The organism is Geodermatophilus bullaregiensis, assembly GCF_016907675.1.
In the GTDB taxonomy this organism is placed as follows: domain Bacteria; phylum Actinomycetota; class Actinomycetes; order Mycobacteriales; family Geodermatophilaceae; genus Geodermatophilus; species Geodermatophilus bullaregiensis.
Genome location: NZ_JAFBCJ010000001.1, coordinates 3,140,846 through 3,166,724 on the forward strand (window position 1 = coordinate 3,140,846; position 25,879 = coordinate 3,166,724).

At 77.8% G+C, this 25,879-nt stretch carries 33 protein-coding genes and 1 riboswitch; of the genes, 14 read left to right on the plus strand and 19 right to left on the minus strand.

Annotated features, from left to right (window positions below; translation table 11 throughout):
- Positions 1 to 39: 39 nt before the first annotated feature.
- Positions 40 to 507: a redox-sensitive transcriptional activator SoxR gene (soxR, locus tag JOD57_RS14845; RefSeq protein WP_204692720.1), complete on the plus strand. Its 468-nt coding sequence runs from the start codon at positions 40 to 42 to the stop codon at positions 505 to 507.
- Positions 508 to 617: 110 nt separating this feature from the next.
- Positions 618 to 1,469, plus strand: coding sequence for a 4,5-DOPA-extradiol-dioxygenase (ygiD, locus tag JOD57_RS14850; RefSeq protein ID WP_204692721.1), 852 nt, complete (start codon positions 618 to 620; stop codon positions 1,467 to 1,469).
- Here the strand turns inward: ygiD and JOD57_RS14855 are convergent.
- The 11 genes from JOD57_RS14855 to JOD57_RS14905 form a co-directional block, all read right to left on the minus strand.
- A complete protein-coding gene (locus tag JOD57_RS14855; protein WP_204692722.1) occupies positions 1,466 to 2,209 on the minus strand; it encodes an SGNH/GDSL hydrolase family protein in 744 nt (247 codons plus the stop codon). The two genes, ygiD and JOD57_RS14855, sit on opposite strands and share 4 nt — an antisense overlap.
- A gap of 17 nt (positions 2,210 to 2,226) precedes the next feature.
- Positions 2,227 to 3,468 carry a uroporphyrinogen-III C-methyltransferase gene (gene cobA / locus JOD57_RS14860; protein WP_204692723.1) on the minus strand — a complete coding sequence of 414 codons (1,242 nt, stop codon included), beginning with the start codon at positions 3,466 to 3,468 and terminating at the stop codon, positions 2,227 to 2,229.
- Complete coding sequence (gene cobC / locus JOD57_RS14865; protein WP_204692724.1) at positions 3,465 to 4,550, minus strand: Rv2231c family histidinol phosphate aminotransferase CobC; 1,086 nt, start codon at positions 4,548 to 4,550, stop codon at positions 3,465 to 3,467. The genes cobA and cobC overlap by 4 nt, the downstream gene beginning before the upstream one ends.
- On the minus strand, positions 4,547 to 4,894 hold the full coding sequence (locus tag JOD57_RS14870; protein ID WP_204692725.1) for a cobalamin biosynthesis protein: 348 nt from the start codon (positions 4,892 to 4,894) through the stop codon (positions 4,547 to 4,549). Before JOD57_RS14870 ends, cobC begins: the two co-directional genes overlap by 4 nt.
- The gene (locus JOD57_RS14875; RefSeq protein WP_204692726.1) at positions 4,891 to 5,736 is read right to left on the minus strand and encodes an energy-coupling factor ABC transporter ATP-binding protein; all 846 of its coding nucleotides are present in this window, start codon (positions 5,734 to 5,736) and stop codon (positions 4,891 to 4,893) included. The genes JOD57_RS14870 and JOD57_RS14875 overlap by 4 nt, the downstream gene beginning before the upstream one ends.
- A complete protein-coding gene (gene cbiQ / locus JOD57_RS14880) occupies positions 5,733 to 6,470 on the minus strand; it encodes a cobalt ECF transporter T component CbiQ (RefSeq protein ID WP_204692727.1) in 738 nt (245 codons plus the stop codon). The genes JOD57_RS14875 and cbiQ overlap by 4 nt, the downstream gene beginning before the upstream one ends.
- A 73-nt stretch (positions 6,471 to 6,543) precedes the next feature.
- Positions 6,544 to 6,852, minus strand: coding sequence for an energy-coupling factor ABC transporter substrate-binding protein (locus JOD57_RS14885; protein ID WP_204692728.1), 309 nt, complete (start codon positions 6,850 to 6,852; stop codon positions 6,544 to 6,546).
- Positions 6,849 to 7,538: an energy-coupling factor ABC transporter permease gene (locus tag JOD57_RS14890; RefSeq protein WP_204692729.1), complete on the minus strand. Its 690-nt coding sequence runs from the start codon at positions 7,536 to 7,538 to the stop codon at positions 6,849 to 6,851. The genes JOD57_RS14885 and JOD57_RS14890 overlap by 4 nt, the downstream gene beginning before the upstream one ends.
- Complete coding sequence (locus JOD57_RS14895; protein ID WP_204692730.1) at positions 7,525 to 8,913, minus strand: cobyrinic acid a,c-diamide synthase CobB; 1,389 nt, start codon at positions 8,911 to 8,913, stop codon at positions 7,525 to 7,527. The genes JOD57_RS14890 and JOD57_RS14895 overlap by 14 nt, the downstream gene beginning before the upstream one ends.
- Positions 8,910 to 9,524 (minus strand): cob(I)yrinic acid a,c-diamide adenosyltransferase, encoded by a 615-nt coding sequence (gene cobO, locus JOD57_RS14900; RefSeq protein WP_204692731.1) that lies wholly within the window; start codon positions 9,522 to 9,524, stop codon positions 8,910 to 8,912. Before cobO ends, JOD57_RS14895 begins: the two co-directional genes overlap by 4 nt.
- A gap of 1 nt (position 9,525) precedes the next feature.
- Positions 9,526 to 11,538, minus strand: a complete 2,013-nt coding sequence (locus JOD57_RS14905) for a putative cobaltochelatase (protein ID WP_204692732.1) — start codon at positions 11,536 to 11,538, stop codon at positions 9,526 to 9,528.
- Between the two features lie 61 nt (positions 11,539 to 11,599).
- A riboswitch (cobalamin riboswitch) is annotated at positions 11,600 to 11,671 on the minus strand.
- A 105-nt stretch (positions 11,672 to 11,776) separates the two neighbouring features.
- On the opposite strand from JOD57_RS14905, the gene JOD57_RS14910 reads away from it, so the two are divergent.
- The 6 genes from JOD57_RS14910 to JOD57_RS14935 all read left to right on the plus strand — a co-directional run bounded on the left by JOD57_RS14910 (position 11,777) and on the right by JOD57_RS14935 (position 14,828).
- Positions 11,777 to 12,151, plus strand: coding sequence for a hypothetical protein (locus JOD57_RS14910; RefSeq protein WP_204692733.1), 375 nt, complete (start codon positions 11,777 to 11,779; stop codon positions 12,149 to 12,151).
- Between the two features lie 50 nt (positions 12,152 to 12,201).
- Positions 12,202 to 12,642: a hypothetical protein gene (locus tag JOD57_RS14915; RefSeq protein ID WP_204692734.1), complete on the plus strand. Its 441-nt coding sequence runs from the start codon at positions 12,202 to 12,204 to the stop codon at positions 12,640 to 12,642.
- Positions 12,639 to 12,932 (plus strand): transcriptional regulator, encoded by a 294-nt coding sequence (locus JOD57_RS14920; protein ID WP_204692735.1) that lies wholly within the window; start codon positions 12,639 to 12,641, stop codon positions 12,930 to 12,932. The genes JOD57_RS14915 and JOD57_RS14920 overlap by 4 nt, the downstream gene beginning before the upstream one ends.
- A 2-nt stretch (positions 12,933 to 12,934) precedes the next feature.
- Positions 12,935 to 13,996, plus strand: coding sequence for an AbrB family transcriptional regulator (locus JOD57_RS14925; RefSeq protein WP_204692736.1), 1,062 nt, complete (start codon positions 12,935 to 12,937; stop codon positions 13,994 to 13,996).
- A gap of 31 nt (positions 13,997 to 14,027) precedes the next feature.
- Positions 14,028 to 14,330, plus strand: coding sequence for a DUF8847 domain-containing protein (locus JOD57_RS14930; protein WP_307824697.1), 303 nt, complete (start codon positions 14,028 to 14,030; stop codon positions 14,328 to 14,330).
- 69 nt (positions 14,331 to 14,399) lie between these two features.
- Complete coding sequence (locus tag JOD57_RS14935) at positions 14,400 to 14,828, plus strand: hypothetical protein (protein ID WP_204692737.1); 429 nt, start codon at positions 14,400 to 14,402, stop codon at positions 14,826 to 14,828.
- Positions 14,829 to 14,830: 2 nt separating this feature from the next.
- On the opposite strand, the gene JOD57_RS14940 is transcribed toward JOD57_RS14935, so the two are convergent.
- Positions 14,831 to 15,361: a type II toxin-antitoxin system PemK/MazF family toxin gene (locus JOD57_RS14940; RefSeq protein ID WP_204692738.1), complete on the minus strand. Its 531-nt coding sequence runs from the start codon at positions 15,359 to 15,361 to the stop codon at positions 14,831 to 14,833.
- A 156-nt stretch (positions 15,362 to 15,517) separates the two neighbouring features.
- On the opposite strand from JOD57_RS14940, the gene JOD57_RS14945 reads away from it, so the two are divergent.
- Complete coding sequence (locus JOD57_RS14945; protein WP_204692739.1) at positions 15,518 to 15,718, plus strand: hypothetical protein; 201 nt, start codon at positions 15,518 to 15,520, stop codon at positions 15,716 to 15,718.
- 19 nt (positions 15,719 to 15,737) lie between these two features.
- Here the strand turns inward: JOD57_RS14945 and JOD57_RS14950 are convergent, their stop codons facing one another.
- The gene (locus JOD57_RS14950; protein ID WP_204692740.1) at positions 15,738 to 16,163 is read right to left on the minus strand and encodes a VOC family protein; all 426 of its coding nucleotides are present in this window, start codon (positions 16,161 to 16,163) and stop codon (positions 15,738 to 15,740) included.
- A gap of 35 nt (positions 16,164 to 16,198) precedes the next feature.
- The gene (locus JOD57_RS14955; protein ID WP_204692741.1) at positions 16,199 to 16,807 is read right to left on the minus strand and encodes an MSMEG_1061 family FMN-dependent PPOX-type flavoprotein; all 609 of its coding nucleotides are present in this window, start codon (positions 16,805 to 16,807) and stop codon (positions 16,199 to 16,201) included.
- 44 nt (positions 16,808 to 16,851) lie between these two features.
- On the opposite strand from JOD57_RS14955, the gene JOD57_RS14960 reads away from it, so the two are divergent.
- Positions 16,852 to 17,253 carry an acyl-CoA thioesterase gene (locus JOD57_RS14960; RefSeq protein ID WP_204692742.1) on the plus strand — a complete coding sequence of 134 codons (402 nt, stop codon included), beginning with the start codon at positions 16,852 to 16,854 and terminating at the stop codon, positions 17,251 to 17,253.
- Positions 17,250 to 17,381 (plus strand): hypothetical protein, encoded by a 132-nt coding sequence (locus JOD57_RS26350; protein WP_275582087.1) that lies wholly within the window; start codon positions 17,250 to 17,252, stop codon positions 17,379 to 17,381. The genes JOD57_RS14960 and JOD57_RS26350 overlap by 4 nt, the downstream gene beginning before the upstream one ends.
- On the opposite strand, the gene JOD57_RS14965 is transcribed toward JOD57_RS26350, so the two are convergent.
- From JOD57_RS14965 to JOD57_RS14985, 5 genes are all read right to left on the minus strand, one after another.
- Positions 17,371 to 18,876: a cobyric acid synthase gene (locus JOD57_RS14965; protein ID WP_204692743.1), complete on the minus strand. Its 1,506-nt coding sequence runs from the start codon at positions 18,874 to 18,876 to the stop codon at positions 17,371 to 17,373. The two genes, JOD57_RS26350 and JOD57_RS14965, sit on opposite strands and share 11 nt — an antisense overlap.
- Positions 18,873 to 19,538, minus strand: coding sequence for a lysophospholipid acyltransferase family protein (locus JOD57_RS14970; protein ID WP_204692744.1), 666 nt, complete (start codon positions 19,536 to 19,538; stop codon positions 18,873 to 18,875). Before JOD57_RS14970 ends, JOD57_RS14965 begins: the two co-directional genes overlap by 4 nt.
- 120 nt (positions 19,539 to 19,658) lie before the next feature.
- A complete protein-coding gene (locus JOD57_RS14975; protein WP_204692745.1) occupies positions 19,659 to 20,387 on the minus strand; it encodes an ANTAR domain-containing protein in 729 nt (242 codons plus the stop codon).
- 165 nt (positions 20,388 to 20,552) lie between these two features.
- Positions 20,553 to 22,001, minus strand: coding sequence for a MocR-like transcription factor YczR (yczR, locus tag JOD57_RS14980; protein WP_204692746.1), 1,449 nt, complete (start codon positions 21,999 to 22,001; stop codon positions 20,553 to 20,555).
- Positions 22,002 to 22,265: 264 nt separating this feature from the next.
- Complete coding sequence (locus JOD57_RS14985; RefSeq protein WP_307824698.1) at positions 22,266 to 23,252, minus strand: cobalamin biosynthesis protein; 987 nt, start codon at positions 23,250 to 23,252, stop codon at positions 22,266 to 22,268.
- A 39-nt stretch (positions 23,253 to 23,291) separates the two neighbouring features.
- On the opposite strand from JOD57_RS14985, the gene def reads away from it, so the two are divergent.
- From def to cobM, 3 genes are read left to right on the plus strand one after another with little or no spacing between them, the layout of a single operon-like run.
- Positions 23,292 to 23,849 (plus strand): peptide deformylase, encoded by a 558-nt coding sequence (gene def / locus JOD57_RS14990; RefSeq protein WP_204692747.1) that lies wholly within the window; start codon positions 23,292 to 23,294, stop codon positions 23,847 to 23,849.
- Positions 23,846 to 25,093 carry a precorrin-6y C5,15-methyltransferase (decarboxylating) subunit CbiE gene (gene cbiE / locus JOD57_RS26925; protein WP_204692748.1) on the plus strand — a complete coding sequence of 416 codons (1,248 nt, stop codon included), beginning with the start codon at positions 23,846 to 23,848 and terminating at the stop codon, positions 25,091 to 25,093. The genes def and cbiE overlap by 4 nt, the downstream gene beginning before the upstream one ends.
- A complete protein-coding gene (gene cobM, locus JOD57_RS15000; protein WP_204692749.1) occupies positions 25,090 to 25,839 on the plus strand; it encodes a precorrin-4 C(11)-methyltransferase in 750 nt (249 codons plus the stop codon). Before cbiE ends, cobM begins: the two co-directional genes overlap by 4 nt.
- The last annotated feature ends 40 nt before the right edge of the window (positions 25,840 to 25,879 follow it).

Here is a 25,879-nt window from a genome sequence, read left to right on the forward strand (position 1 = left end):
GGCTCGGGCCTCAAGCCGACTTGAGGTCAAGGGGGTGCGGTGGACGGGTTGTCGATCGGTGAGGTGGCCGCCCGCTCCGGGATGGCGCCGTCGGCCCTGCGCTACTACGAGGCGCAGGGGCTCGTCACCGCCACCCGCACCGCCGGGGGCGCGCGGCGCTTCCCCCGCTCGGTGCTGCGGCGGCTGGCCTTCGTGCGCGCGGCGCAGAACGTCGGGCTGTCGCTGCCGGAGATCCGCGCCGCCCTGGACACCCTCCCGGAGGGGCGCGCGCCGTCGGCCCGCGACTGGGCGCGGCTCTCGCGCGGCTGGCGCGACCGGCTCGACGAGCAGATCGCGGCGCTCGAGCAGCTGCGCGACGGGCTGTCGTCGTGCATCGGCTGCGGCTGCCTGTCGCTGAAGACCTGCGCGCTGTCCAACCCGGGCGACGTCGCCGCCGGGCAGGGGGCCGGCGCCCGGTGGCTCTCGCCGCTGCTGCGGCGGGTGCCGCCCGCCAGCAACGCGGGGTGACCGCCCGGGGCGACGCGGGGTGACGCCCCGGTGCCTCTCGCGCGGCCCGGCCGGGCGCGGGAGGATCCGGGACGGCACGGTCTTCCCCGACGCCGGATGAGGAGAGCCGCATGACCCTCATGCCCGCCGCCTTCATCGGCCACGGCAACCCGATGAACGCCCTCGAGCGCAACCGCTACACCGACGCCTGGCGCGCCTTCGGGCGGTCGGTGCCCCGGCCGCGGGCGATCCTGGTCGTCTCGGCCCACTGGTACGTGCACGCCACCGCGGTGACGGCGATGGCCCGGCCGCGCACCATCCACGACTTCTTCGGCTTCCCGCCCGAGCTCTTCGACGTCCACTACGACGCCCCGGGCCTCCCGGAGCTGCACGAGCAGGTCTCCGACGTCGTCTCCCCGACCTGGGTGGGCGCCGACCTGGACAGCTGGGGCATCGACCACGGCACCTGGTCGGTGCTGCTGCACGCCTTCCCCGAGGCCGACGTCCCGGTGGTGCAGCTGTCGATCAACGCGCTCAAGAGCGCCGACCACCACCTGCAGATGGGGGCGGCGCTGGCGCCGCTGCGCGAGGACGGCGTGCTGGTGATCGGCAGCGGCAACGTGGTGCACAACCTCGGCGGGGTCAGCCGCGCCCTGCCCGACGCCGGGTTCGACTGGGCGCAGCGCTTCGACGAGCAGGCCGAGGAGCTGATGCTCACCGACCCCGCGGGGATCTCGCGGCTCGACGGCCACCGCGACTTCGACCTCGCCGTCCCGACGCCCGACCACTTCCTGCCACTGCTCTACGTGGCCGGCATGGCCGCTGCGACCGGGACGACGGCCGACGTGCTGGTCGACGGCTACGCCTACGGCTCGCTGTCGATGACCTCCTACACCGTCGGCATGCCGGCCCCGCGGGCCGGCGGCAACGGCTTCGCCGCACCGCTCCCCGACGGACCGCCGCCGGACGGCGCCAACATCTAGCGGGCGGGGCGGCCGGACAGGCCGACCCCGGCGAGGTCGGCCGCCCACTCCCGGACGGCGGCGGCGTTCGGGTGGAAGCCGTCCCCGGCGAAGTGCTCCCGGCCGGACAGCGGCGGCGTCGGGGCGTGGCGGACCCCCGGCCGCGCGGCGGCCAGGGCGTCCAGCTCGCGGTCCAGGACGCGGGCGTGCCGGCCGAGGACCCCGCGCAGCGGCTGCGGGAGCGTGGGGAAGGCGGCCAGGTCGGGCAACCCGGCCAGGACGACGACGCCGTCCGGTGCGACCAGCGGCGCCAGCGCGTCGAGCAGGGCGGTGACGTCACGGCGCCAGGCCGCCCGTGCGCGCAGCCGCAGGGTGTCGTTCACCCCGAGCTGCACCAGGACGACGTCGGCGGGCGGGCCGGCCAGCCCGGGCACCAGGCGGTCGGTGGCGCGCTGCGCCGTCGTCCCGGTGCGCGCCGACAGCCGCCAGTGCACCGCGCGGCCGCAGCGGCCGGCCAGCGCGGCGGCGAAGCGGGCCGCGAGCGCGTCGTCCTGCGTGGTGACGCCGACGCCGGCCGCGGGCGACTCACCGACGACCGCCACGGTCAGCGGCGGCCCGTCGCCCGGCACGGCCCCGCTGCGCGGCCCGGCCGCCTCCGGCAGGACGGGCGTGCGCCGGCGGACACCCGCGCCCTGGACGACCAGGACCGGCGCGAGCGCGGCGGCGGCGGGACGGGTGGCGCGGACCGCGACGGCTCCCATGGGCGGGACGGTAGCGCTCAGGCCCCCAGCGACACGACCTCGCCGACCACCCACACCGCGGGCGGGCGGATGCCCTCGTCGGCCAGCGTCCGGGCGAGGCCGGCCAGCGTCGTCCGGACCACCCGCTGGGTCGCCGTCGACCCGTCGGCGACGACGGCGACCGGGGTGTCCGGGGCGCGGCCGTGCTCGACCAGCGCCGCGGCGATCGCCCCGGCGGTGTCCACGCCCATGAGCACCACGACCGTGCCGCGCAGCCGGCCCAGCGCCGGCCAGTCGACCAGCGAGGCGGGGTGCCCGGGCGGCACGTGCCCGGAGACGACGACGAACTCGTGGGTCAGCCCGCGGTGGGTGACCGGGATGCCGGCCAGGCCCGGGACGCCGATCGCGCTGGTCACGCCCGGGACGACCTCGACCGGCACGCCCGCGGCCACGCACGCCTCGAGCTCCTCCATGCCGCGGCCGAAGACGAACGGGTCGCCGCCCTTGAGCCGCACCACCCGCTTGCCGGCCAGCGCGTGCTCGACCAGCAGCGCGTTGATCTGCTCCTGCGCCATCGACCGCCCGCGCGGCAGCTTCGAGGCGTCGATGACCTCGACCTCCGGCGGCAGCGAGGCCAGCAGCGACTGCGGCGCCAGGTGGTCGGCCAGGACGACGTCGGCCTGCGCGACCGCCTGCTGCCCCCGCACCGTGATCAGCCCCGGGTCGCCCGGCCCGCCGCCGACCAGGACGACGCTGCCGGCCCGCCCGCCCTCGGGCTCGCGGGAGGCGCGGTCGCGGATGCTGCCGTCGGTCAGCCCGGCGACGACGGCGTCGCGCACGCCCACGGCCCGCTGCGGGTCGCCGCCGCCGTGCACGCCGACGACCAGGTCGCCCTGCCGGCCGACGGCGGGGGTCCAGACGCTGGACGCCGAGCGGTCGTCGGCACGGGCGCAGAAGACGTGCAGGCGCTCGGCCTCCTCGGCCACCGCGGCGTTGACGGCGGGGTCGTCGGTGGCGGCCACGGCGTACCAGGCGCCGTCGAGGTCGCCGGTCTGGTAGCGGCGGCGGACCCAGGCCAGCGAGCCGGGCTCGACCAGCGCCTCCAGCGCGGGGGTGACCTCGGGGCTGACCACGGTGACGCGGGCGCGCGCCTCCAGCAGCCCGGCCACGCGGCGGTGGGCGACCTGGCCACCGCCCACCACCACCACGCGGCGGTCGAGCAGCCGCAGGCCCACGGGGTAGACGACGCCGGTCACGGGGTCGACGGGGGTGGCGCTCACGAGGCCTGCCCGCGGGCCGCGGACACGGTCGGGTGGGTGCTCAGCGGATCTCCTCCGGGGACGGCGTTCCCCCCAAGGATCGCAGCGAGGTCCGCGGCGAACGCGCGCGAGGTCGCCGGGTCGCGCACGGCCACCCGGAGGTGGTCGGGGGACAGGCCCGGGAAGGTGTCCCCGCGGCGCACCGCCCAGCCCCGCTCCCGCAGCGCCGCGCGGACGCGTGCACCGTCCGGGACCCGCAGCAGCACGAACGACGACCGCGGCTCCCCGGCGACGGCGACGCCGTCCGGGAGAGCGGTCAGCAGCGCGGCGCGGTGCGCGACCAGCTCCCGCGCCGCGGCGGCGGCCTCCGCCCGGGCGGCCGGGGCCGTGCAGGCGACCGCGGCGGCGAGCGCCGGCGTGGACAGCGGCCAGTGCGGCTGCGCGGCCGCCAGCGCCGCGACCAGCGGCGCCGGGCCGAGCGCGTAGCCGACCCGCAGCCCCGCCAGCCCCCAGGTCTTGGTCAGGCTGCGGACGACGATCAGCCCGGGCAGGTCGGTGCGGTCGGCCAGCGACCCCGGCTCGCCGGGGACGGTGTCGGCGAACGCCTCGTCGACCAGCAGCACCCGGCCGGGGCGGGCCAGCGCGGCGACGGCCTCGCGGGGGTGCAGCACCGAGGTGGGGTTGGTCGGGTTGCCGAGGACGACGAGGTCGGCGTCGTCGGGCACCTCGCGCAGGAGGTACCCGGGGGGCTCCAGCAGCAGCCGCTCGACCGGGTGCCCGGCCGCGCGCAGCGCCGCCTCCGGCTCGGTGAACGAGGGGTGCACCACGACCGCGCGGCGGGGCGTGAGCGCCCGCGCCACCAGCACGAACGCCTCGGCGGCGCCGGCGGTGAGCAGCACCTCGGCGGGGTCGCGGCCGTGCGCGGCGGCCACCGCGGCGCGCGCCGGGCCGGCGTCGGGGTAGGCGGCGACGTCGTCGAGGGCCGCCCGGAGCACCTCCCGGAGCCACGGCGGCGGGGTGCCGGGGCGGACGTTGACCGCGAGGTCGGCCAGGCCGGGGGCGAGCTCGGCGTCGCCGTGGTGGTCGAGGTCGACGTCGGTCACGCGGCCACCGCCACGGTGACCCGGCCGCGCACCGTCTTGCCGACCACCAGCCGCCCGCCACCGAGCAGGGCGGCGGCCTCGGCCACCGACGCCGTCCCCACCGCGCCGGCGACCCGGGGCGACGGCGACGGGACGGCGACGGCGGCCAGCGCGGCGGCGGGGTGACCGGTCAGCGGCCAGCCGCGGTCGGCCGCGGCGGCGACCAGCCCGGGCTCGGCGGCGCGGACGTCGAGCGTGGCCAGCCCGGTCACGCGGGCGCCCGCGGGCAGGACGGCGTCGACGGCGGCGAGCACCTCCGCGGCGCGCACGCCCGACACCGCGCCGACGCCGACGGTGACCCTCACCTGGGGACGCCCGGCCGCTCCGGCAGCGCGGCCAGCAGGGCGGCGGCGTCGCGCGGGAGGGCGCCGTCGGGCAGCAGGCCGAGCTCGCGCAGGCGGGCGCCGACGGTGAGCGCCCACGGCCGGTCGAGGCGGGCGCGGGCGAGCAGGTCGTCGTCGGCCAGGACCACCTCCGGCGGGCCCTGCACCACCCGCCGGCCGACGACGACGGCCACCTCGTCGGCCCAGCGCAGCGCGAGGTCGACGTCGTGGGTGCTCATGACGACGGTCGAGCCGGAGTCCTGCAGCCGGGCCAGCGCGGCCAGGGCCTCGCTGACCGCGGAGGGGTCGAGGCCCGCGGTGGGCTCGTCGAGCAGCAGCACGCACGGGCGCACGGCCACCGCCCCCGCGATCGCCACGCGCTTGCGCTCGCCGTAGGACAACTGGTGGGTGGGCCGGCCGGCCAGGCCGTCGACGGCGAGCAGCCGCAGCGCCTCGGCCACCCGCTGGCGCACCTGCTCCTCGGGCAGGCCCAGGTTGAGCGGGCCGAAGGAGACGTCCTGGGCGACGGAGGCGCTGAACAGCTGGTCGTCGGGGTCCTGCAGCACGAGCTGGACCTCCTGCCGGTGGGCGCGCAGGCCCCCGCGGGTGTGCCGCAGCAGGGCGCCGTCGACGGCGACGCCGCCGGCGTCGGGGCGCAGGGCGCCGGACAGGCAGCGCAGGAGGGTGGTCTTGCCCGAGCCGTTGGCGCCGAGCACCGCCAGGCGGCGTCCGGCCGGGACGGTGAGCGACGCGCCGTCGAGCACGCGGCGGCCGCGCTCGTAGCCGACGACCAGGCCCTCGGCGGTCAGCGTCCGGTGGCTCATGCGGCGAGCACCCCGACGGCGACGATCGCCGCGAGCCCGGCCGCGGTGGCGGCGAGGAAGCCGCGCGACGAGGGCAGGGCCTCGGGCAGCACCCGCAGCCCGGTCTCCATGCCGCGGCCGGCCAGGCCCTCCTGCATCCGCCGGGCGCGGTCCCAGGAGCGGGTGAGCACCGCCGCGGCCAGCACGCCCGACGAGCGGTAGGAGCGGCGCAGCGACGAGTAGCCCATGCGGTTGGCCTGCGCCTCGCGGATGGTGGACAGGCTCTCCAGCAGCACGAACAGCAGCCGGTAGGTCACCGACGCGACCTCGACCACGGCGGCCGGGACGCGCAGCCGGTGCAGGGCGGGCAACAGGTCCGACACCGGTGTGGTGGTGGCCAGCAGCAGCACCGCCGCACCGCCGGCGACCGAGTGCCCGACCAGCGAGCCGGCGCGGGCGGCGGCGTCGGGCGCCCAGCCGAGCCCGTCGCCGCCGACCGAGACGACGGCGGTCAGCGCGCCCACGACGACGAAGGCCAGCGGCCAGCGCACCGCCCGGCCGAAGGTGCGGGCCGGCACGCGGGCGGGGCCGAGCGCGAGGACGACGGCGGTGACGGCCACCAGCAGGCTGCCCGGCCACGCCGGCAGGACCAGCGCGCACACCACCAGGCCGGCGCAGAGCAGCAGCTTGTCGACGGGGGAGCGGGCGCGCCAGGCGCTGGCCCAGGCGGCGTCGTCCACCGCCAGTCCGCTCACGGGCACTCCTCGCTGGCGCTCGTCGAGCCCGTGCCGGCCGCTGCCGTGTCCTCGTGTGACCTCGCGAGCTCGGTCACGTGTCGTCCGCGGGCTGCTGGTCGGGGCGGGCCGCCTGGCGGCGGCCGCGCAGCCGGCCGAGCACGTAGCCGAGCACGCCTCCGCCCAGCGCGGCCTGCAGCGCGAACAGCCCCGACTCGACCTCGGCCGACGACGGCGAGAACACCGACTCGAACCACGGCCGGTAGCCCGACTCCTCGATCGCCGCGGTGGCCTGGCCGTCGGTGCCGGCGTACTCGGCGCCGCCGTCGAGCAGCAGGGGCAGGGCGAACAGCGCGAGCACGGCGAGGACGAGCAGGGCGGTGACCAGGCGGCGGCGGGTCACGCGCGCTCCTCGGTGGGCGCGGGCTCCGGCGGCAGCACGCCCAGCCGCTCGAGCTCGGGCCGGGCGTTGACGGTGAGCACCCGGAACAGCAGCACGCCGAGCAGCCCCTCGCCGACCGCCAGCGGCACCTGGGTGAGGGCGAAGACGCCGAGGAACTTCACCGCCGCGCCGGCGAGGCCGCCGGCCGGGTCGGGGAAGGCCAGGGCCAACTGCAGCGACGTCGTGACGTAGGTGGCGAGGTCGGCCAGGGCGAGGGCGACGAAGACGCCGGGCAGCAGCCCGGCGCCCAGCGCGCGGGTCAGCCGGTAGGCGCCGTAGCCGGCCCACGGCCCGACGACGGCGAAGGCGAACGCGTTGGCGCCGAGCGTGGTGAGCCCGCCGTGGGCCAGCAGCAGCGCCTGGAACAGCAGGACCACCGTGCCGAGGAGCGCCATCACCGGCGGGCGGAACAGCACCGCGCCGGCGCCGGTGCCGGTCGGGTGGCTGGAGCTGCCGAAGACCGAGGGGAGCTTGATCGCGCTGAGCACGAAGGTGAAGGCGCCGGCCGCGCCGAGGAGCAGCGTCGACTCGGGGTGCTCGCGCACCTCCCGGGCCACCGCGCGGGCGCCGTGCACGACGAAGGGGGCGGCGGCGACGGTCCAGCCGATCGCGTGCGGCGCCGGCAGGAAGCCCTCAGCGATGTGCATGCTGCTCCGATCGGTCGGGACGGCTGCGTGCCGCGCACGAGGCGACGAACCGCTGCGGCAGCGCCGGGCTGCCGGCCCAGTGCAGGTGCAGGTAGGAGGCGTGCACGGAGCCTGCGACGAAGCCCTCCGCCCCGGCCGCCGACCACTGCCACGCCGGGGTGGCGCCGGCCCCGGGCAGCGCGTGCGTGCGGTGGAACTCGTGGCCCCGCACCCGGGTGCCGGCCGCGGCGAGCACGCTGTCGGTCACGGCGACCGCGGCCCGGTAGCCGAGCGTCAGCCGCGGTGACATCGCCGTCGCGGCGTCGAGGACGCCGCACATCGGGTGCCCGTCGAGCTCCCGGGACAGGTAGAGCAGCCCGGCGCACTCGGCCGCGACCGGCCCGCCGCGGGCGGCCAGCGCGGCGACGTCGGCGCGCAGTCCCTCGTTGGCCGACAGCTGCTCGGCGTAGACCTCCGGGAAGCCGCCGCCGACGACCAGCCCGGTGGTGCCCTCGGGGAGCGCCTCGTCGCGCAGCGGGTCGACGGGAACCACCTCGGCGCCGGCCGCGGCCAGCAGCTCGGCGTTCTCCGCGTAGCCGAAGGTGAAGGCCGGGCCGCCGGCGACGGCGATCCGCGGCCGGCCGGGGACGACGGTGACCTCCGCGGCCGGGTCCCAGGGAGCGACGTCGAGGTCGGGTGCGGTGCGGGCCAGCCGCAGGACGGCGTCGAGGTCGACGCTGCCGGCCACCACCTCGCCGAGCCGCGCGACCGTGGCCAGCGCCTCGGCCGACCGCTCCGCGGCGGGCACCAGGCCGAGGTGCCGCGACGGCGTGCCCAGCTCCGGCAGGCGGCGGACCGCCCCGAGCACGGGCAGGCCGGACGCGCCCAGCGCCTCGCGCAGGATCTGCTCGTGCCGGTCGCTGCCGACCCGGTTGAGCACCACGCCGCCGAGCCGCACGGTGGGGTCGAAGGTGGCGAACCCGTGCACCAGCGCGGCGACGCTCTGCGCCTGCGCGCCGGCGTCGACGACGAGGACCACGGGCGCGCGCAGCAGCCGGGCGACGTGCGCCGTCGAGGCGAACCCGGGCGCGACGTCGGGGGACGTCGCGCCGTCGAACAGCCCCATGACGCCCTCGACGACGGCGACCTCGGCACCGCGCGCGCCGTGCAGGAACAGCGGGACGACGCGCTCCTCGCCGGCCAGCACCGGGTCGAGGTTGCGGCCGGGGCGGCCGGCGGCCAGGCCGGTGTAGCCGGGGTCGATGTAGTCGGGGCCGACCTTGTGCGGGGAGACGGCCGCCCCGCGCGCGGCCAGCGCGGCGACCAGCCCGGTGGCGACCGACGTCTTGCCCGCGTTGCTCGTCGGCGCCGCGACGACCACGCGCGGCACGCTCACCACTCGATCCCCCGCTGACCCTTCTGACCGGCGTCCATCGGGTGCTTGACCTTCGTCATCTCGACGACGAGGTCGGCGGCCTCGACCAGCGCGGGTGGGGCGTCGCGGCCGGTGATGACGACGTGCTGGTTGCCGGGGCGGTTGGTCAGCGTCTCGACGACGTCGTCGACGTCCACCCAGCCCCACTTCAGCGGGTAGGTGAACTCGTCGAGCACGTAGAACCGATGGGCCTCGGCGGCGAGGTCGCGGGTGATCTGCGCCCAGCCCTCGGCGGCGTCGGCGGCGTGGTCGACCTCGGTGCCCTGGCGGCGCGACCAGCTCCAGCCCGAGCCCATCTTGTGCCAGACGACCGGGCCGCCCTCGCCGGTCTGCTCGTGCAGCCGGCCCAGCGCGGTCAGCGCGTTCTCCTCGCCGACCTTCCACTTGGCGCTCTTGACGAACTGGTAGACCGCGACCGACCAGCCCTGGTTCCACGCCCGCATCGCCATGCCGAACGCGGCGGTGGACTTGCCCTTCATCTCGCCGGTGTGCACGGCGAGCAGCGGCCGGTTGCGGCGCTGCCGCGTGGTGAGCCCGTCCTGCGGGGTGACCGCGACCTGTCCCTGGGGCACGTCAGGCCGCCTCTCGCGCGCTGCGGACGGTGGCGGCCAGCGCGTCGGCGGCCAGCTCCGCCAGCCGCAGGGTCTGCGCGCCGAGGTGCGCCCCGAGGACGCCGGCCAGCCCGAGCCGCACCGGCCCGGACTCGCAGTCGACGACGACGCCGGCCGTCCCCGCCCCGGCCAGCCGCCGGGCGGCCGCGTGCGCCGCGCCGAGGGCGTCGCTGCCGCGCGCGCCGGTGGCCCGCCCGTCGGTGACGACGACGAGCAGCGGCCGCCGCTGCGGGTCGCGCACCCGCTCCACCCGCAGCACCTCGGCGGCGCGCTGCAGCCCGGCCGCCAGCGGCGTCCGCCCGCCGGTGGGCAGCGTGCGCAGCCGGGCCGCGGCGGCCTCGACCGACCAGGTGGGCGGCAGTGCCAGCTCGGCGCCGCCGCCGCGGAAGGTGACCAGGCCGACCTTGTCGCGGCGCTGGTAGGCGTCGAGCAGCAGGGAGAGGACGGCACCCTTGACCGCACCCATCCGCTGCCGCGAGCCCATCGACCCGCTGGCGTCGACGACGAACAGGACGAGGTTGCCCTCGCGCCCCTCGAGCGTGGCCTGGCGCAGGTCCTCCCGGGTCACGCGCAGGCCGGGACCGGTGCGGCCGCGGGCGACCTGGTGCGGCGCGGCGGCCAGCACGGTGTCGACCAGGTGCAGCCGGGTCACCGGCCCCGACGGGCGGACCGAGCCCACGACCCGGCCGCGCTCGCTGCGTGCCCTCGACCGGCGGCCGGCCGCGCCGGCGCCGATGCCGGGCACCTCGAGCCGCCGGGCGCGGAACGGGTCGGACGGCGCGACGGCGGCCCTCTCCCGCGCCGCCGCGCCCTGCCCCTCGCCGTCCCCCTCGTCGAGATCGCGCGCTCCCGGCGGCTCGGGGGCGCTGTCGCCGTCGAGATCGCGTGATCCCGGCTCGTCCCCGGTGGGGCCGCCGTCGGGCGGGGGCGCGCCGCCGTCGTCGTCGGGGCCCTCGGGCGGGTCGTCGGGGCGGGAGTCCTCCAGCGCCTGCTCGAGGGTGTCGTCGTCGAGGCCCGGCGCGTCGAAGGGGTTGCGCCGGCGGCGGTGGGGGAGCGCGAGGCGGGCGGCCACGCGGACGTCGTCCTCGGTGACCTCGTCTCGGCCGGACCACGCGGCGTGCGCGATCGCGGTGCGCGCGGTGACCAGGTCGGCGCGCAGCCCGTCGACGTCGAAGGCGGCGCACACGGCGGTGACCTGGCGCAGCGCGTCGTCGGAGAGGACGACGCGGGGCAGCCGGGTCCGCGCCTCGGCGATGCGCGCGGCCAGGCCGGCCTCCTCGGGCGCCCAGGCGGCCCCGAACCCGGCCGGGTCGGCGTCGAAGGCGAACCGCCGGCGGACGACCTCGGCGCGCTCGGCCGGGTCGCGCGGCGCAGCCACCTCCACGGTGAGGCCGAACCGGTCGAGCAGCTGTGGGCGCAGCTCGCCCTCCTCGGGGTTCATCGTGCCGACCAGCAGGAACCGGGCCGCGTGCCGCACCGAGACGCCCTCGCGCTCGACGTAGGCGGTGCCGAGCGCGGCGGCGTCGAGCAGCAGGTCGACCAGGTGGTCGTGCAGCAGGTTGACCTCGTCGACGTAGAGGACGCCGCGGTTGGCGGCGGCCAGCAGCCCCGGCTCGAAGGCCTTCACGCCCTCGGTGAGCGCCCGCTCGAGGTCCAGCGAGCCGACGACGCGGTCCTCCGAGGCGCCGACCGGGAGCTCGACCAGCCGCGCCGGCCGGGTCGGGCCCGGGACGCCGGCGTCGTGCGGACCGTCGGGGCAGCCGGGGTCGGGGGTGGCCGGGTCGCAGGCGAAGCGGCAGCCGGCGACGACGGCCACCGGCGGGAGGACGGCGGCCAGCGCGCGCACCGTCGTGGACTTGGCCGTGCCCTTCTCGCCGCGCACCAGGACGCCGCCGATGGCCGGCGAGACCGCGTTGAGCAGGAGAGCGAGCCGCATGTCGTCCATGCCGACGACGGCGCCGAAGGGGTACGTCATGCGCGGGCACGGGTCCTCTCCCCGGGTGTCCACGCCCGGAGGTGGCAGGAGGCGACGGCGGGAGTTCCTGACTCCCCGGCGGGTGGCCGGGTCACAGTGGCGGGACCGCGCCGGAGTCGCACCGGGCTTCCTCCACTGCCGTCGCTGTGGTTGCGCCATTCGACCACGCCGATCCCGCCGGGTGACACCCCGGCCGGTCACTTGACGAGCTGGAAAGTGACCGGCCATGCTTTCCGGCATGGAAAGCGACGGGACGACGGACCCGACGGCGGCCGCGGCACAGCTGGCCACCCTGCAGGCCGACCGGGTCGCGCTGGCGGACCGTCTCGAGCACTCCGGCCCGTGGTGGCCGTGGGACGTGGGGCTCGGCCTGTGGCTGTTCCTCCTGTTCGGCCTGCAGTCACTGCAGGGCAGTTGGGTGGTCGTCCCCGTACTGCTGCTGGCCGTCGTGGGAGTGTGGGGCATCCGCGTCACGTTCCGGCGGGCCACGGGCACGTGGGTCAGCGGATGGCGCGCCGGCCGGACGCGACGGGCGACGTGGTCCTGGGTCACGTGGGTGCTCGTCGTGGCCGCGACCGCCTTCCTCGCCGAGTACGAGCTGGGCCTGCGGTGAGCGACCTGGGGAGGGCGTCGTCCGGCACGGAGGACGGACGCCCGGCTGACGTGGCACACGCCGCGGCGCAGCTGGAGGTGCTCCGTGCTGACCGGAAGGCGCTGGCCGATCGTCTCGAGCGGCACTCGTCGTGGGGGTGGGACGTGACGCTCGGGCTGCTCGTCTTCGGCTTCCTCGGCTCGTACGCCACGCACGACTGGTGGATCACCGGTGCCGCGTTCGTCCTCTTCCTCGTCGGGCTACGCGTTGTCGTGGTGGTGTGGCAACGGCGCGTCAGGATGCGCATCGACGCCCGCGAGCGAGGACCCCAGCGGCCGCTGCAGGTCTGGCTGGCGCTCTGCATCGCCTGGGCGCTGGTCGCATCCCTCGAGCTCGTCTGGGACGTCCGCGGGGTGGTCCTGGCGGCGTCGGCGGTCATGGGTCTGGCCGTCATGGGCGTCAGCCGCTGGTGGGGGCGGGCCTTCGTCGCGCAGTTGCGCAGCGAGCTGTGACCGCGGTCGCGCCGCACTTCGACGCGGTCATCCACCCGCCGCCGCGGCTGCAGGTCTGCGGGCTGCTGGCCGCCGTCGACACGATGGACTTCGCCACCGTCCGCGACGCGGTCGGCGTCAGCGACTCGGTGCTGTCCAAGCACGTCAAGCAGCTGGAGGAGGCCGGCTACGTGCGGGTGTCCAAGGCGACCCGCGCCTCCCGGCTGCGCACCTCCCTGGCCCTGACGAGGGCCGGCCGGGCCGCCTTCGACGCGCACGTCGCCGAGCTGCGCCGCATCACCGGCGTGTGAGGGTGGCGCGCGCGCCCCTCCGCCGGCTCGCCGACGCCGCGCTGGTCGTGGCCGGGGCCGCCCTCGCGAGCTGGCTGCTCGACCGGGCCGGCGTCCCCTCGGCGGCGCTGTTCGGCGGGCTGCTCGCCGGGCTGGTCCGCGGGCTGGCCGGCCGCACGCCGCTGGCGGTGCCCCGCACGGGGACGGCGGCCGCGCAGGCCGTCGTCGGCGTCTCGATCGGGGCGCTGGTCGACCTCGACACCCTCGCCGCGCTCGGCGAGGACTGGCTGCCGGTGCTGCTGGTCACCGTCGCCACCCTGCTCCTCACCGTCGCCGCCGGGTCGCTGCTGCGGCTGCAGCCCGGCATCACCCCCGTCACCGGCGCGTTCGCCATGATCGCCGGCGGTGCCTCGGGCATCACCGCGATGGCCCGCGACCTCGGTGCCGACGACCGGATGGTCGCCGTCCTGCAGTACCTGCGGGTGCTGCTGGTCGTCGTGCTCATGCCGGTGGTGGCGACGGCCGTGTACGGCGCCGAACCCGGCTCCGGGAGCGCGGCTCCCGCGGCCGGCGGCGCGGGCTGGGCCGCCGACCTGCTCTTCACCGCCGGGTGCGCGCTGGCCGGCTCCGCGCTGGCGCGGCTCGTGCGCCTGCCGGTGCCCGCGCTGCTCGGGCCGATGCTGGCCGCCGCCGTGCTCGATCTCGGCGGGCTCTCCGGCGGCGCCGCGGTCCCCGGCCTCGTCGAGACGGCGGCCTTCCTGCTCATCGGCCTGCAGGTCGGCGTCAGCTTCACGCGGGACAGCCTGCGCACCATCGGCGGCGCCCTCCCCCTGGCCCTGGCGATCGTCCTCGGGCTGATCGCCGCCTGTGCCGGGCTCGGCGAGGTGCTGAGCGCGGCCACCGGCGTCAGCCGGCTCGACGCCTACCTCGCGACCACCCCCGGCGGGCTCTACGCCGTCCTCGCCACGGCCACCGGCACCGGCGCCGACGCCACCTTCGTCCTCGCCGTCCAGGTGCTGCGGTTGTTCGTCATGCTGTTGGGCGCACCCCTGCTGGCCCGGTACCTGGCGCGGCGGCCGGGCTGAGACCGTCGTCCGGGCGCCTACTCTCGTCCGGGTGAGCGCAGCCAGGAGGGAGACCGACCTGCCCGACGTCGAGGCGGTCGAGGCGCCCGGGGAGGCCCGGCCGGAGCACACCGAGGACACCGTCCTGCTGTTCGTGGGCGGCCCGCTCGACGGGCGGGTGGAGGTCCGTGCCGCGCGCCACGGCGACCCGCTGCCCACGGTCACGCACGTGCACCTGCACGACGGGCCCAAGGTCGTCTCCCGCTACGACCTGCAGCCGCTCCCCGGGCAGACCGGCGTCTACCACCTGCGCCCGGCCGTGCGGCAGCCCAGCCGCGACGACGTCGCCGACTGACACCCGTCACCGCCGGGCGGTGACGGCCGGCGCTACCGGCCGGCCCGTCCGCGCTGCGACGGTCGGGACGTGCCCGAGACCCTGCTCCTCCTCCACGTCGGCGCCGGGACGGCCGGGCTGCTGCTCGGACCGGTCTGGCTGGCCGCCCGCCTGTCCGGCAGGCCCGCCCGGTCCGCCGCCGCGGGCTACCAGGTCGCCGTCCTGCTGGTGGCCGCGACCGGGGCCGGGCTGGCGTCCGTGCGGCCGGGCCTGGCCTGGCTGGTCCTCTTCGGACTGCTGACGGAGGCGCTGGCGGTCGCCGGTGCGCTCGCCCGGCGGCGGGGCTGGCGGCGCTGGCCGCTGCTGCAGCCGCACCTGCTCGGCGGCTCCTACATCGCCCTCACCACCGGCCTGCTCGTCGCCCAGACCGGCAGCCCGCTGGCCTGGCTGCTGCCGGCCCTGGTGGGGCAGCTCCCCATCGCCATGGCCAAGCGCCGGCTCGCCGCGGTCCCCGCCTGAGGTCACCAGCCCTGGGTGCGCCGGGCGGCTGCGACCACCTCGTCGAACAGCTGCCGGTCCAGGGCGGCGCCCTCCCGCCGGACCCGTGCCGGGTCGAGCACCAGCAGCCGGTCCAGCCGGACCTCGCTCGGGCGGCGGCGGCCGTCCCACCCCCCGGTGCCCACGTCCATCCAGGTCCGCCCGTGGCGGGCCTCGTCCGCGGCGTCCCGGTCGTGGTCCTTGCTGCTCAGCACCAGGCCGACCAGCTCGTCGCCGCGCCGGCCGACCACGAGCACCGGGCGGTCCTTGCCGCGGCCGTCGCCCTCGTCGAAGGGCACCCAGGCCCAGACGACCTCCCCCGGGTCGGGCCGCCCGTCGGCACGCGGACGGTGGCCGACGTCGATGCCCGCGGGCGCCGGGGCCGCCGGGCGGCCGGCCGACCGGCGGGCCCGGGAGCCGGCCGGACGGCCCGCCTCCGCGGCGCGGCGGACGACCGGCGCGGCGGCGCGCACCAGCCGGACGAGGGTGCCCACGAGACGGCTCTGGCGGCTCATGCCGGCACGGTACGGACCCGTGCGCGGAACGCCTCCACTGTCCCGTTCGTCACTCCGGTACCAATTCGAGCCGGTACCGGTTACGGACGGTCCGCGGCGGGCACCATGGCGTCACGGGGACCGTCGCTACCGGTGCCCCGGGAGAGGGGGCTCCCCATGACCTCGGCCCAGCCCGTGATCCCCGCCGGCCCGCGCCCGCGGGAGGTGAGGGCCAGCGTCCTGGCCGCGTTCCAGCTGGTCGAGGACGCCCGCTACCTCGGCACCGAACGCGGTCCCCGCCGCCGCCGCCGCGCACGCCGCGTCGCCGAGCGCACCATCGCCTACCGGCGGCTGGCGCGCGACGTCCGGCTCGGCTAGCGCCCGCGGCCCGGTCCCGTCAGGCGACGCAGAACTCGTTGCCCTCCGGGTCGGCCAGCGTCGCCCACTCCAGCGGCCCCTGCCGGGCCCGGTGCAGCTCGGTGGCACCCATCGCGACCAGGCGCGCGACCTCGGCCTCGCGCCGGTCGGCGCCCACGTGCACGTCGAGGTGCACCCGGTTCTTGACCGTCTTGGCCTCGGGCACCACCTGGAAGAGCACCCGCGGCCGGCCCGGGTCGGGTGAGGTGATCGCCTCGCCGACCCGCCACTTGAGGACGCCGCGGTGCACGACGGTGTCGGCCTCGGTGGCGTGCCCGGCCTCGACCATCCGCCGGACGAACGCCTCGTCGGTCGGCTCCACCTGCCAGCCCAGCGCCTCGGCCCACCACTCGGCGAGCCGGTGCGGGTCGGTGCAGTCGATCGTCACCTGGAAGTCCGTCGCCACGGTCGCAGCCTGGCAGGGACCCCCGACAGGACGGGTCACAGCTCGAGCGACAGCTCCGCGCGGATCGTCGCGTCGTCGGGCAGGGGCGTCTCCAGCCGGCAGTGGTCACGGATCATGACGCCGAACGGTGGCAGGGCGTCCCGCTCCACCCGGGCGGCCGGGTCCCACAGGCCCGAGCGCATCACCGCCTTCGCGCACTGCAGGTAGGCCCGCTGCACGGTGACCACGAGCACCGAGCGTGGCGCGCGGCCGAACTCGGTCAGGTCGACGTCGAGGGCGTCGGCCGGCACCAGCTCGGCGGTGCCGTAGACCTTGAGGGTCTCCTCGACGCCCGGGACGAGGAACAGCAGCGCGACCTGCGGGTTGGCGGCCACGTTGCGCAGGCTGTCGAGCCGGTTGTTCCCCTGCCGGTCGGGCAGCGCCAGCCGGTGCTCGTCGAGCACCTTCACGAAGCCCGGGTCGCCGCCGCGCGGGGAGACCTCCGGCGCGCCGCCGGCGTCCGCGGTGGAGAGGACGGCGAACGGCGCGAGCCCGACGAAGGCGCGGCAGTGGCCGTCGATGTGGTCGATCTCCTTGTCCAGCACCAGCTGCGAGGGCGGCCGGTACGTCGCCAGGACCGGGTCGGGGGAGCCGTCGGCGTGCACGCGGGCACGGTAGCCCCGCGCGGCGTCCGGCTAGCGTGCCCTCCGTGCCGGTCACGTGGAGCTCCCCGGTCCGCTTCGTCGAGTGCGACCAGCAGGGCGTGGTCTTCAACGCGCACTACCTGGTGTGGGCCGACGAGGCGTCCATGGTGTGGTGGCGCGCGATCGGCCTGCCGTGGGACGAGCTCGCCGCACGGGCCGACCCGGTGGTCAAGGCCAGCTCGCTGGAGTGGTCCTCGCCGGCCCGCTGGGGTGACACGGTCACCGTCGGCGCCGAGGCCGAGAGGCTGGGCCGCACCAGCGTCACCGTGCGGTTCACCGTCCGCGTGGGCGAGCGGGTGTGCTGCGTCGTCCGGAACACCTACGTGGCCACTGCCGGCGGCGGCGCCGTCCCCTGGCCCGACGACGTCCGGGAGCTCCTGACCGCGGACCTGGACGGCGCGGCGTGAGCGCCCGGCTCCTGCTGCCGGTGCTGCCCTTCGCCGGGCACGTGGCGCCGATGGCCGCGCCGCGATGGACGCGGCCGGTAGCGCCGCGCGCCGCCGACCTCGTCGAGGAGGTCCTGCTCAGCCGCTGAGGCCGGCTCCGGGCGGCAGCAGCGGCAGCCCGGGCGGCGGGCCCTCCTCGATCAGCCGCCGGAGCGCGGCGGTGTCGGCGTGCTCGGCCACCAGGTCGCCGAGGGCGTCCAGCCGCTGCTCCCGGACCGCGGCGAAGGAGGTGTCCGGCGCGGGCACGAACCGCCGGCCGGCCGCCCGCGCGACCTCGGTCAGGAACGCCCGCCGGAAGCCGTCGTTCTCCAGCGCGCCGTGCCAGGTGGTGCCCCACACCGACCCGGCCCGGCCGCCGTCGAGGAACGGCTCGGCGCCGGCCTCGTCGTAGGTGACCACGCCGTGGTGGATCTCGTAGCCGTGGACCGGCTGGCCGAGCGCCTCCCCGGACGGGCGGCCCAGCGTCTTCTCGCGCGCGAAGCGGACGTCGGCCGGCAGCAGGCCCAGTCCGGGCACGGCGCCGGCCCGCGACTCGACGTCGTCGGTGATCGAGCGGGCGAGCATCTGGTGCCCGCCGCAGATGCCGAGCACCGGCCGTCCCTCGGCCGCGCGCCGGGCCACCGCGTCGGCCAGGCCGGTCGAGCGCAGCCAGCCGAGGTCGGTCACGGTGGCGCGGGTGCCGGGCAGCACCGCGAGGTCGGCGTCGGCCAGCTCCTCCGGGCGGGTGACGAAGCGGACCAGCACGCCCGGCTCGGCGGCCAGCGCGTCCAGGTCGGTGGAGTTGGACAGCCGCGGCAGCCGGGCCACGGCCACCCGCAGCACGTCCTCGCCGTGCGCCGGGCCGGCCGCGGAGGCGCCGGTGGGGATGCCCAGGGAGTCCTCGACGTCCACGGCCGCGCCGGGCAGCCACGGCAGGACGCCGAGGGTGGGCCGCCCGGTGAGCGCGGTGAGCCGGTCGAGGCCGGGCGCGAGCAGCCGGACGTCGCCGCGGAACTTGTTCACCAGGAACCCGGCCACCAGCCGCTGGTCGGCCGGCGGCATGAGCGCGACCGTGCCGTAGAGCGCGGGGAAGACGCCGCCCCGGTCGATGTCGCCGACGACGACCACCGGCAGGCCGGCCGCGGTGGCCAGGCCCATGTTGGCGATGTCGTCGGCGCGCAGGTTGATCTCGGTGGGGGAGCCGGCGCCCTCGCAGACGACGACGTCGAAGCGGGACCGCAGGTCGGCCAGGCTGGCCAGCACCTGCTCGAGCAGCGCCGCCTTCATCGGCCGGTAGGACAGCGCGGTCACCTCGGCCACCGGCCGGCCCAGGACGACGACCTGGCTGGCGTCGTCCCCGCCGGGCTTGAGCAGCACCGGGTTCATCGCCGCCTCGGGCTCGACGCGGGCGGCGGCGGCCTGCATGACCTGGGCGCGGCCGATCTCGGCGCCGTCGGCGGTGACCACCGAGTTGTTGCTCATGTTCTGCGCCTTGAACGGCGCCACCCGCACGCCCTGGCGCGCCAGCCACCGGCAGATGCCGGCGGTGACGACCGACTTGCCGGCGTCCGACGTCGTCCCGGCGACGAGCAGGGCGCCGCTCACGAGACCCCGCGAGGCGCGCCCCACCCGGCCTTCTCCTGGCCCGACAGCTCCGCGATCGCCTCCATGACGCGGTCGGTGACCTCGCGGCGGGCCCGGTTGCTGCCCGCCTGCCCGCGGTGCTCGGGGAAGGTCAGCGGCTCACCGAAGACGACGGAGAACCGGTGCGGCCGGGGCCAGCGCGAGCCCACCGGCTGGATGCGGTCGGTGCCGCGGACGCCGACGGGGACCACCGGGCAGTCGGCGGTGAGCGCGAGCCAGGCCACCCCGGTCTTCCCGCGGGCCAGCCGGCCGTCGCGCGAGCGGGTGCCCTCCGGGTAGATCCCGAAGCCGCCGCCGGCGCGCAGCACACCGAGCGCGGTGTCCAGCGCCTCCTGGGCGGCCCGGTGGGTCTGCCGCTCGACCGGCAGCGCGCCGAGGGCGGTGAACAGGTTGCGCGTGAGCCAGCCGCCGACACCGGGGCTGGTGAAGTACTCGGCCTTGGCCAGGTAGCCGACCCGCCGCGGCGCCGAGAGCGGGATGACCATGCTGTCGATGAACGACAGGTGGTTGCTGGCGATGATGAACGGCCCGGTCGCCGGCACGTTGGCCCGCCCGGTGACCCGGGGCCGGAACACCAGCCAGAACAGCGGTCGCAGCACGAACCGCACGACCAGGTAGAACACGCCGGCCTCCCCTCGCTCGGAGCGCGCCGGCGTCCGCGGCACCGGCACCGACCCCGGGCATCCTCCCCCGCCGCTCCGGGCGCCGGGGAGGCAGGGCGGCGGGGGAGGGGAGGGGCCCGGTCAGGGCACCCGGCGGTCCGGGGGGCAGGCGTCGCGCAGGATCGCCCGGATGTCGTCGGGCAGGGTGCCGTGCCCGGACGCCGAGGCCACGAGGTCGACGGCGACCTCGCGCACCTTCCGGTGGGTGTGGCTGGAGATGTGCGCGAGCAGGTCGAAGGCCACCTGGTCGCCGCACCCGGTGAGCAGCATGAGCACGCCCTTGGCCTGCTCGATCGGTGCCCGGCTGGCCATCGCCGTGCGCAGCTGCGTCACCTCGGTCTCCAGCTCGGCCACCCGGTCGGCGGTCCCCCCGGCCGGCCGCGGGACCTCGACGACCATGCCCTCGACGGCGGTCACCGTGCCGTCGGCGTCGAGCTGGGGCTCACCGAGGAAGAGGACGCGGCGGTCGGCCCCGCACTCGCTGCGCAGCCGGACCTCCAGGCAGAAGGCCTCCGCGCCGGTCACCGCCGCGGACAGCGCGTCGACCGTGCGCGGGCGGTCGTCGGGGTGCTGCGCGGCCACGAGGACCTCGGTGCACGGCCCGGGCCCGTCGGCGGGCAGGCCGTGCAGCTCGGCCATCTCCTCCGACCACTCCCACTCGCCGCTGGCGCGGTCGTAGCGCCAGCGGCCGGCCAGGCGGGTGCGCCGGGTGGTCAGCGGTGAGGGTGCCGGGGGGCGGGGCAGGGGCACCGCCGCCCCCGGGGAGGCCGTGCGGTGCCGGTCGAGGACACGGGACTGGGTCGACGTCATGGCGTGCTCCGGGGACGCGCGCCGGGCGAGGGCCCGGTTGAGCGCCGCACAGCCGTGGGTTCGACCTTCCGCGGATGCCGGGTGAGCCCGGCCGCTCGGGGACCTCCCTGACGCTAGTCGCTCCGAGGCGTCACCGCACGTGGTCGGAACAGGCCGACCCGGTGTTCACACCACCGTCACGAACCGGGCCGGGGACCGCGCCGGCGGCCCGCTGCGCAGGGCCGCGTCCACGGCGGCCAGCGTGGCCACGGCCGAGCGCAGCTGCTCGGGAGGGAGCGTGAACGGCAGCCGCAGGTGGTCGTCGAACGCCGTCCCCGTGCCGAAGGCGCGGCCCTCGGCCAGCTCCAGTCCGAGCGGCGCCGCGGCGGCCACGAGGGCGGCCGAGCCGGGCCCGGGCGGCAGGCCGCACCAGACCGACAGCCCGCCGGACGGCCGCGGCGCCGTCCAGTGCGGCAGCCGGGCGGCCAGCTCGGCCAGCAGCACGTCGCGGCGCTCGCGGAGCAGCGCGCGGCGCTCCGCGAGGACGGCGTCGAGGTCGCGCACCAGCACGGCGGCGGCGAGCTGGTCGAGGACGCCGACCGACAGCTGCCGGCGGCCCAGCGCGGCGCCCAGGGAGGCGGCCAGCGCGGCGTCGGTGCGCAGCCAGCCGATCCGCAGGCCGCCCCACACCGCCTTGGACAGCCCGCCGACGGTGACCGTCGCCGCGTCGGGCAGGCCCGCGGCGTAGAGCGGCAGCGGCCCGTCGTCGTCCAGCCACAGCTCGGCGGTGACCTCGTCGACGACGGTCAGCACGCCCTGCTGCCACAGCGTCGCGGCCAGCCGCCGGCGGCCGGCCGCGGACAGCCGCGCGCCGCTGGGGTTGGAGAAGTCCGGCATGAGGAAGGCCATCCGCGGGCTGCTCTGCCGGACGGCGATGGCGGCCGCGCCGACCACCGCGTCGGGGTCGGCGGCGTCGACGGCCACCGGCACGCACCGGCCGCCGGCCGCGCCGACGATGCCCAGCGCGCCCGGGTAGGTGGGGTGCTCGACGAGCACCCGGTCCCCGGGCTGCAGCAGCGTCTCGACGACCAGCGCGGTGGCGTCGCCGGTGCCGGCGGTGACCACCACCTGCTTGGGGTCGGTGGGCAGGCCCCGGGCGGTGTAGCGGTCGGCGACGGCGGCGCGCAGCTCGGGCAGCCCGCCGGGCGCGTAGCCGTGGCCGGCCAGGACGGCCGGTACCCGGGCGAGGGCCTGCGCGTAGGCCGGCAGCAGCTGCGGCGCGGCCTCGGGCGCTGCGTGGGCGAGGTCGAGGACGGCGGGGTCGGTGGTCGGGGCGTGCCAGACCGGGTCGGCCGACGGCGCCTCGACGACGGTGCCGGCGCCGTGCCGGGTGCTCGCGTGCCCCTCCTCGCGCAGCAGCCGGTAGGCCGAGGCGACGGTGACCCGGCTGACCGCCAGGGCTGCGGCCAGGTCGCGCTCGGCCGGCAGCCGGGTGCCCACCGGCACCTGGCCGAGCGCGACGAGCTCGCGGACGCGGCGGGCCAGGCCGGCGTAGCGGGGGCCGGGCAGCTCGTCGAGCCGACCGACCAGTGCGGCCAGTTCCGTGGCGGTGGACTGCTCGACCCGCGGTGGCATGCGGGCCACCATGCCGGATTGGACTGCTCTCGTCCAGTTCCGACGGTGCCACTCTTCGGTCATGACCTCAGGTGGAGTGCTCGTCCTGCTGTTCCTGCTCGCGATGGGTGGCCTCTCGGTCACCACGCTCGTCATCGCCGCCCGTGGCGGCCGCGGCCCGGCCGACCCACCGGCCAGCCACCCGCGGACCGACCCGGCCGGCTTCCCCGTCCTCCCCGAGCCGCGCGGTGCCCTGCACCGGCGCGGGCCGCGGACGTCGTCCGCTCAGCCGCGGCGGGCCGGCCTGCCCACCACGGCCCGGCTCACCACCGCCAGGGCCGCGGCGGCCAGCCACACCGCCCGCGACAGCCGCACCGCCCGGGCGACGTCGCTGCTGTCGGGGGCCCGGCCCTCGCCCAGCACCGGCCGGTCCTCCACCCGGCTGCCGTAGACGTTGCGGCCGCCCAGCCGCAGACCCAGCGCACCGGCCGCGGCCGCCTCGCAGCGGCCGGCGTTGGGGCTGGGGTGGGCGGCGCCGTCGCGGCGCCAGACTCGCAGCGCGTCCCGGGCCGAGCCCCCGGCCAGCGGTGCGGTGGCCACGGTGAGCGCCGCGGTCAGCCGGGCGGGCAGCCAGTTGGCGACGTCGTCGGCGCGGGCGGCGGCCCAGCCGAAGCGGGCGTACCGCGGCGAGCGGTGGCCGACCATCGCGTCGAGGGTGTTGACGGCGCGGTGGCCGAGCAGGCCCGGCAGTCCGGCGAGCGCGCCCCACACCAGGGGGGCGACGGCGGCGTCGGAGGTGTTCTCCGCGACCGACTCCACGGTGGCCCGGGCCAGCTCGCCGGCGTCCAGCGCGTTCGGGTCGCGCCCGGCCAGCGTGGGCAGCAGGCCACGGGCCGCGGGCAGGTCGCCGGCCTCGAGCGCGCCGGACACCGCCGAGGCGGCCCGGCCGAGCGAGGTGCCGCCCAGCACCGTCCAGGTGGCGGCGGCGACCGCGAGCGTCCGCGCGGCGGGCCGGCCGCGGGTCAGGCGCGTCCCGGCCGTCCCGAGGGCGGCCGCCCCGGCCACGAGGACCGTCGCGTACCCCGCGCCGGCCGCCCGGGAGTCGCGCCAGACCCGCCGCTCGAGCGCCGCGGCCGCCGTTCCGAAGCCGGCGACCGGGTGGCGCCGCCGCGGGTCGGCCAGCAGCAGGTCGGCGGCCGCGCCGAGCGCCAGGCCGAGGGCGGTCGGGAGGTCCCCGCGGACGCGGCGGTCGGGCACGTGGCGGAGCAGCACACGACCATCCTGCCGAGGGCGCTTCCTAGGATCGCGGCCATGCGTCTGCCCGGCCGTTACGACGGCGTCGCCCGGCCGATCGTCACCTACGGCAGCAACGAGGTGCTGCACCGTCCGTGCGCGCCGGTGAGCGAGTTCGACGAGCGGCTGCGCCGGCTGGTGCTCGACATGTTCGCGTCGATGCGCGAGGCCGACGGCGTGGGCCTGGCGGCCAACCAGATCGGCGTCGACGCCCGGGTGTTCGTCATCGACTGCCCCGACGCGCGGGGCGAGGACGTCGTCGGCTACGTCGTCAACCCGCGGCTGACCGTCCTCCGGCCGGCCGAGGGCGAGCCCGCCGAGGAGCTCACCGAGGAGGGCTGTCTGTCGGTGCCCGGCCCCTACGCGGACCTGTCCCGGGCCTTCCGCGCCCGCGTGGACGGCGTGGACGTGAAGGGCAGGCCGGTGTCGATCGAGGCCACGGGCATGGCCGCCCGGTGCCTGCAGCACGAGGTCGACCACCTCGACGGCGTCGTCTACGTCGACCGGCTCCCGGAGGACCTGCGCGAGCGGCTCCTGACCGAGGCCGCCGGGCCCCGCGGGGAGCTGCCCGCGTGACCGGGGAGGCCGTCTCGGCGCCCGCCGCACCGGTGCCGGGCGTGCCCGTCGTCGTCGTCGGGATCGGCGCCGACGGGTGGGACGGGCTGGCGCCGACGTCGCGCGCCGAGGTCGAGCGGGCCGAGGTGCTGCTCGGCAGCGCCCGGCAGCTCGGCCTCGTGCCGCCGGAGGTGACCGCGGAGCGGGTGCCCTGGCCCTCGCCGCTCACCGAGGCGCTGCCCGGCCTGGTCGAGGAGCACGCCGGCCGCGCCGTGGTGGCGCTGGCCAGCGGCGACCCGATGCTCTCGGGCATCGGCACCACGCTGACCCGGCTGCTCGGCGCCGACCGGGTGCGGGTGCTGCCGGCGCCGTCGTCGGTGTCGCTGGCCTGCGCGCGGCTGGGCTGGGCCGTCGAGGACACCTGCGTGGTCAGCCTGGTCGGCCGCCCGATCGAGCTGCTGCACCCGCACGTGCAGCCCGGCGCGCGGCTGCTCGTCCTCGGCTCCGACGGCGGGACCCCGGCGCAGGTGGCGGCGCTGCTGTCCGGCCGCGGCTACGGGCAGAGCCCGGTCACCGTGCTCGGCGGGCTCGGCGGCCCGGACGAGGAGGTGCGCACCGGCACGGCGGCCACCTGGGCGCAGCCGGCGCCGGCGCTGGTGGTCACCGCGGTCGAGTGCCGGGCCGACCGCGGCACCGTGCCGCTGCCGACGACGCCGGGCCTGCCCGACGGCGCCTACGAGTCCGACGGGCAGCTGACGAGGTCCGAGGTGCGGGCGATCACGCTGGCCCGGCTGGCCGCCGTCCCGGGGCAGCTGCTCTGGGACGTCGGCGCGGGCGCGGGCTCGATCGGCATCGAGTGGATGCGCGCCTCCCCGACCTGCCGCGCGGTCGCCGTGGAGGCCTCGGCGGAGCGGGCCGGGCGGATCGCGCGCAACGCCGCCCGGCTCGGCGTCCCGTACCTGCGGGTGGTGCACGGGCACGCGCCGGAGGTGCTGTCCCGGCTGGGCGCGCCCGACGCGGTGTTCATCGGCGGCGGGCTGACCACGCCGCTGCTGGTCGAGTCGTGCTGGGACGCCCTCCCCGCGGGCGGCCGGCTGGTGGCCAACGCCGTCACCGTGGAGAGCGAGGGGGTGCTCGCGCGGTGGCACGCCCGGGTGGGTGGCGAGCTGGTGCGCGTCGGGGTGCAGCGCGCCGAGCCGGTGGGCTCCTTCACCGGGTGGCGGCCCGCGATGCCCGTGACCATCTGGTCGGTGACCCGCTGGTGACCGTGCACTTCATCGGGGCCGGTCCCGGGGCGGCCGACCTCGTCACCCTGCGGGCGGCGCGCGTCATCGCCAGCGCCCCCGTCTGCCTCTACGCCGGCGCGCTGGTGCCGCGCGAGCTGCTCGACACCGCCCCGCCCGGCGCGCGGCTGGTCGACACCGCCGACCTCGACCTCGACGCGATCACCGCCGAGCTGGTCGCCGCGCACGAGGCCGGCCACGACGTCGCCCGGCTGCACTCCGGTGACCCGTCGGTCTACAGCGCCATGGCCGAGCAGATGCGCCGGCTCGACGCCGCGGGCGTGCCCTACGACGTCGTCCCGGGGGTGCCGGCGTTCGCCGCGGCGGCCGCGTCGCTCAAGCGCGAGCTGACCGTGCCGGGGGTCGGCCAGACCGTCGTCCTCACGCGCACCTCGGCCCGGTCGACGCCGATGCCGCCGGGCGAGGAGCTGGCCGCCTACGCCGCGACCGGCGCCACGCTCGTGCTGCACCTGGCCGTGCAGCGGATGGCCGAGCTCGCACCGCAGCTGGCCGAGCACTACGGCGACGACGGCCCGGTCGCCGTCGTCGCCCGGGCCAGCCGCGACGACGAGCTGGTGCTGCGCGGCACGCTCGCCGACATCGCCGGCCAGGTGGAGGCGGCGGGGGTGCGGCGGACGGCGATCGTGGTCGTCGGCCCGGTGCTCACCGCGGAGCAGTTCCCCGACAGCCACCTCTACTCGACGACGAGATGCCGCGCTCAGGCCTGAAGGACCCCGCTGCCCCCCACCGCTCGCCGGCTCGCGGCGG

Excerpts from the sequence above, each read along its gene's own strand:
- ygiD (WP_204692721.1), top strand. The coding sequence starts at position 618 with ATGACCCTCATGCCCGCCGCCTTCATCGGCCACGGCAACCCGATGAAC.
- JOD57_RS14855 (WP_204692722.1), bottom strand. The coding sequence starts at position 2,209 with ATGGGAGCCGTCGCGGTCCGCGCCACCCGTCCCGCCGCCGCCGCGCTC.
- JOD57_RS14875 (WP_204692726.1), bottom strand. The coding sequence starts at position 5,736 with ATGAGCCACCGGACGCTGACCGCCGAGGGCCTGGTCGTCGGCTACGAG.
- JOD57_RS14890 (WP_204692729.1), bottom strand. The coding sequence starts at position 7,538 with ATGCACATCGCTGAGGGCTTCCTGCCGGCGCCGCACGCGATCGGCTGG.
- JOD57_RS14905 (WP_204692732.1), bottom strand. The coding sequence starts at position 11,538 with ATGACGTACCCCTTCGGCGCCGTCGTCGGCATGGACGACATGCGGCTC.
- JOD57_RS14910 (WP_204692733.1), top strand. The coding sequence starts at position 11,777 with ATGGAAAGCGACGGGACGACGGACCCGACGGCGGCCGCGGCACAGCTG.
- JOD57_RS14940 (WP_204692738.1), bottom strand. The coding sequence starts at position 15,361 with ATGAGCCGCCAGAGCCGTCTCGTGGGCACCCTCGTCCGGCTGGTGCGC.
- JOD57_RS14945 (WP_204692739.1), top strand. The coding sequence starts at position 15,518 with ATGACCTCGGCCCAGCCCGTGATCCCCGCCGGCCCGCGCCCGCGGGAG.
- JOD57_RS14975 (WP_204692745.1), bottom strand. The coding sequence starts at position 20,387 with ATGACGTCGACCCAGTCCCGTGTCCTCGACCGGCACCGCACGGCCTCC.
- yczR (WP_204692746.1), bottom strand. The coding sequence starts at position 22,001 with ATGCCACCGCGGGTCGAGCAGTCCACCGCCACGGAACTGGCCGCACTG.
- def (WP_204692747.1), top strand. The coding sequence starts at position 23,292 with ATGCGTCTGCCCGGCCGTTACGACGGCGTCGCCCGGCCGATCGTCACC.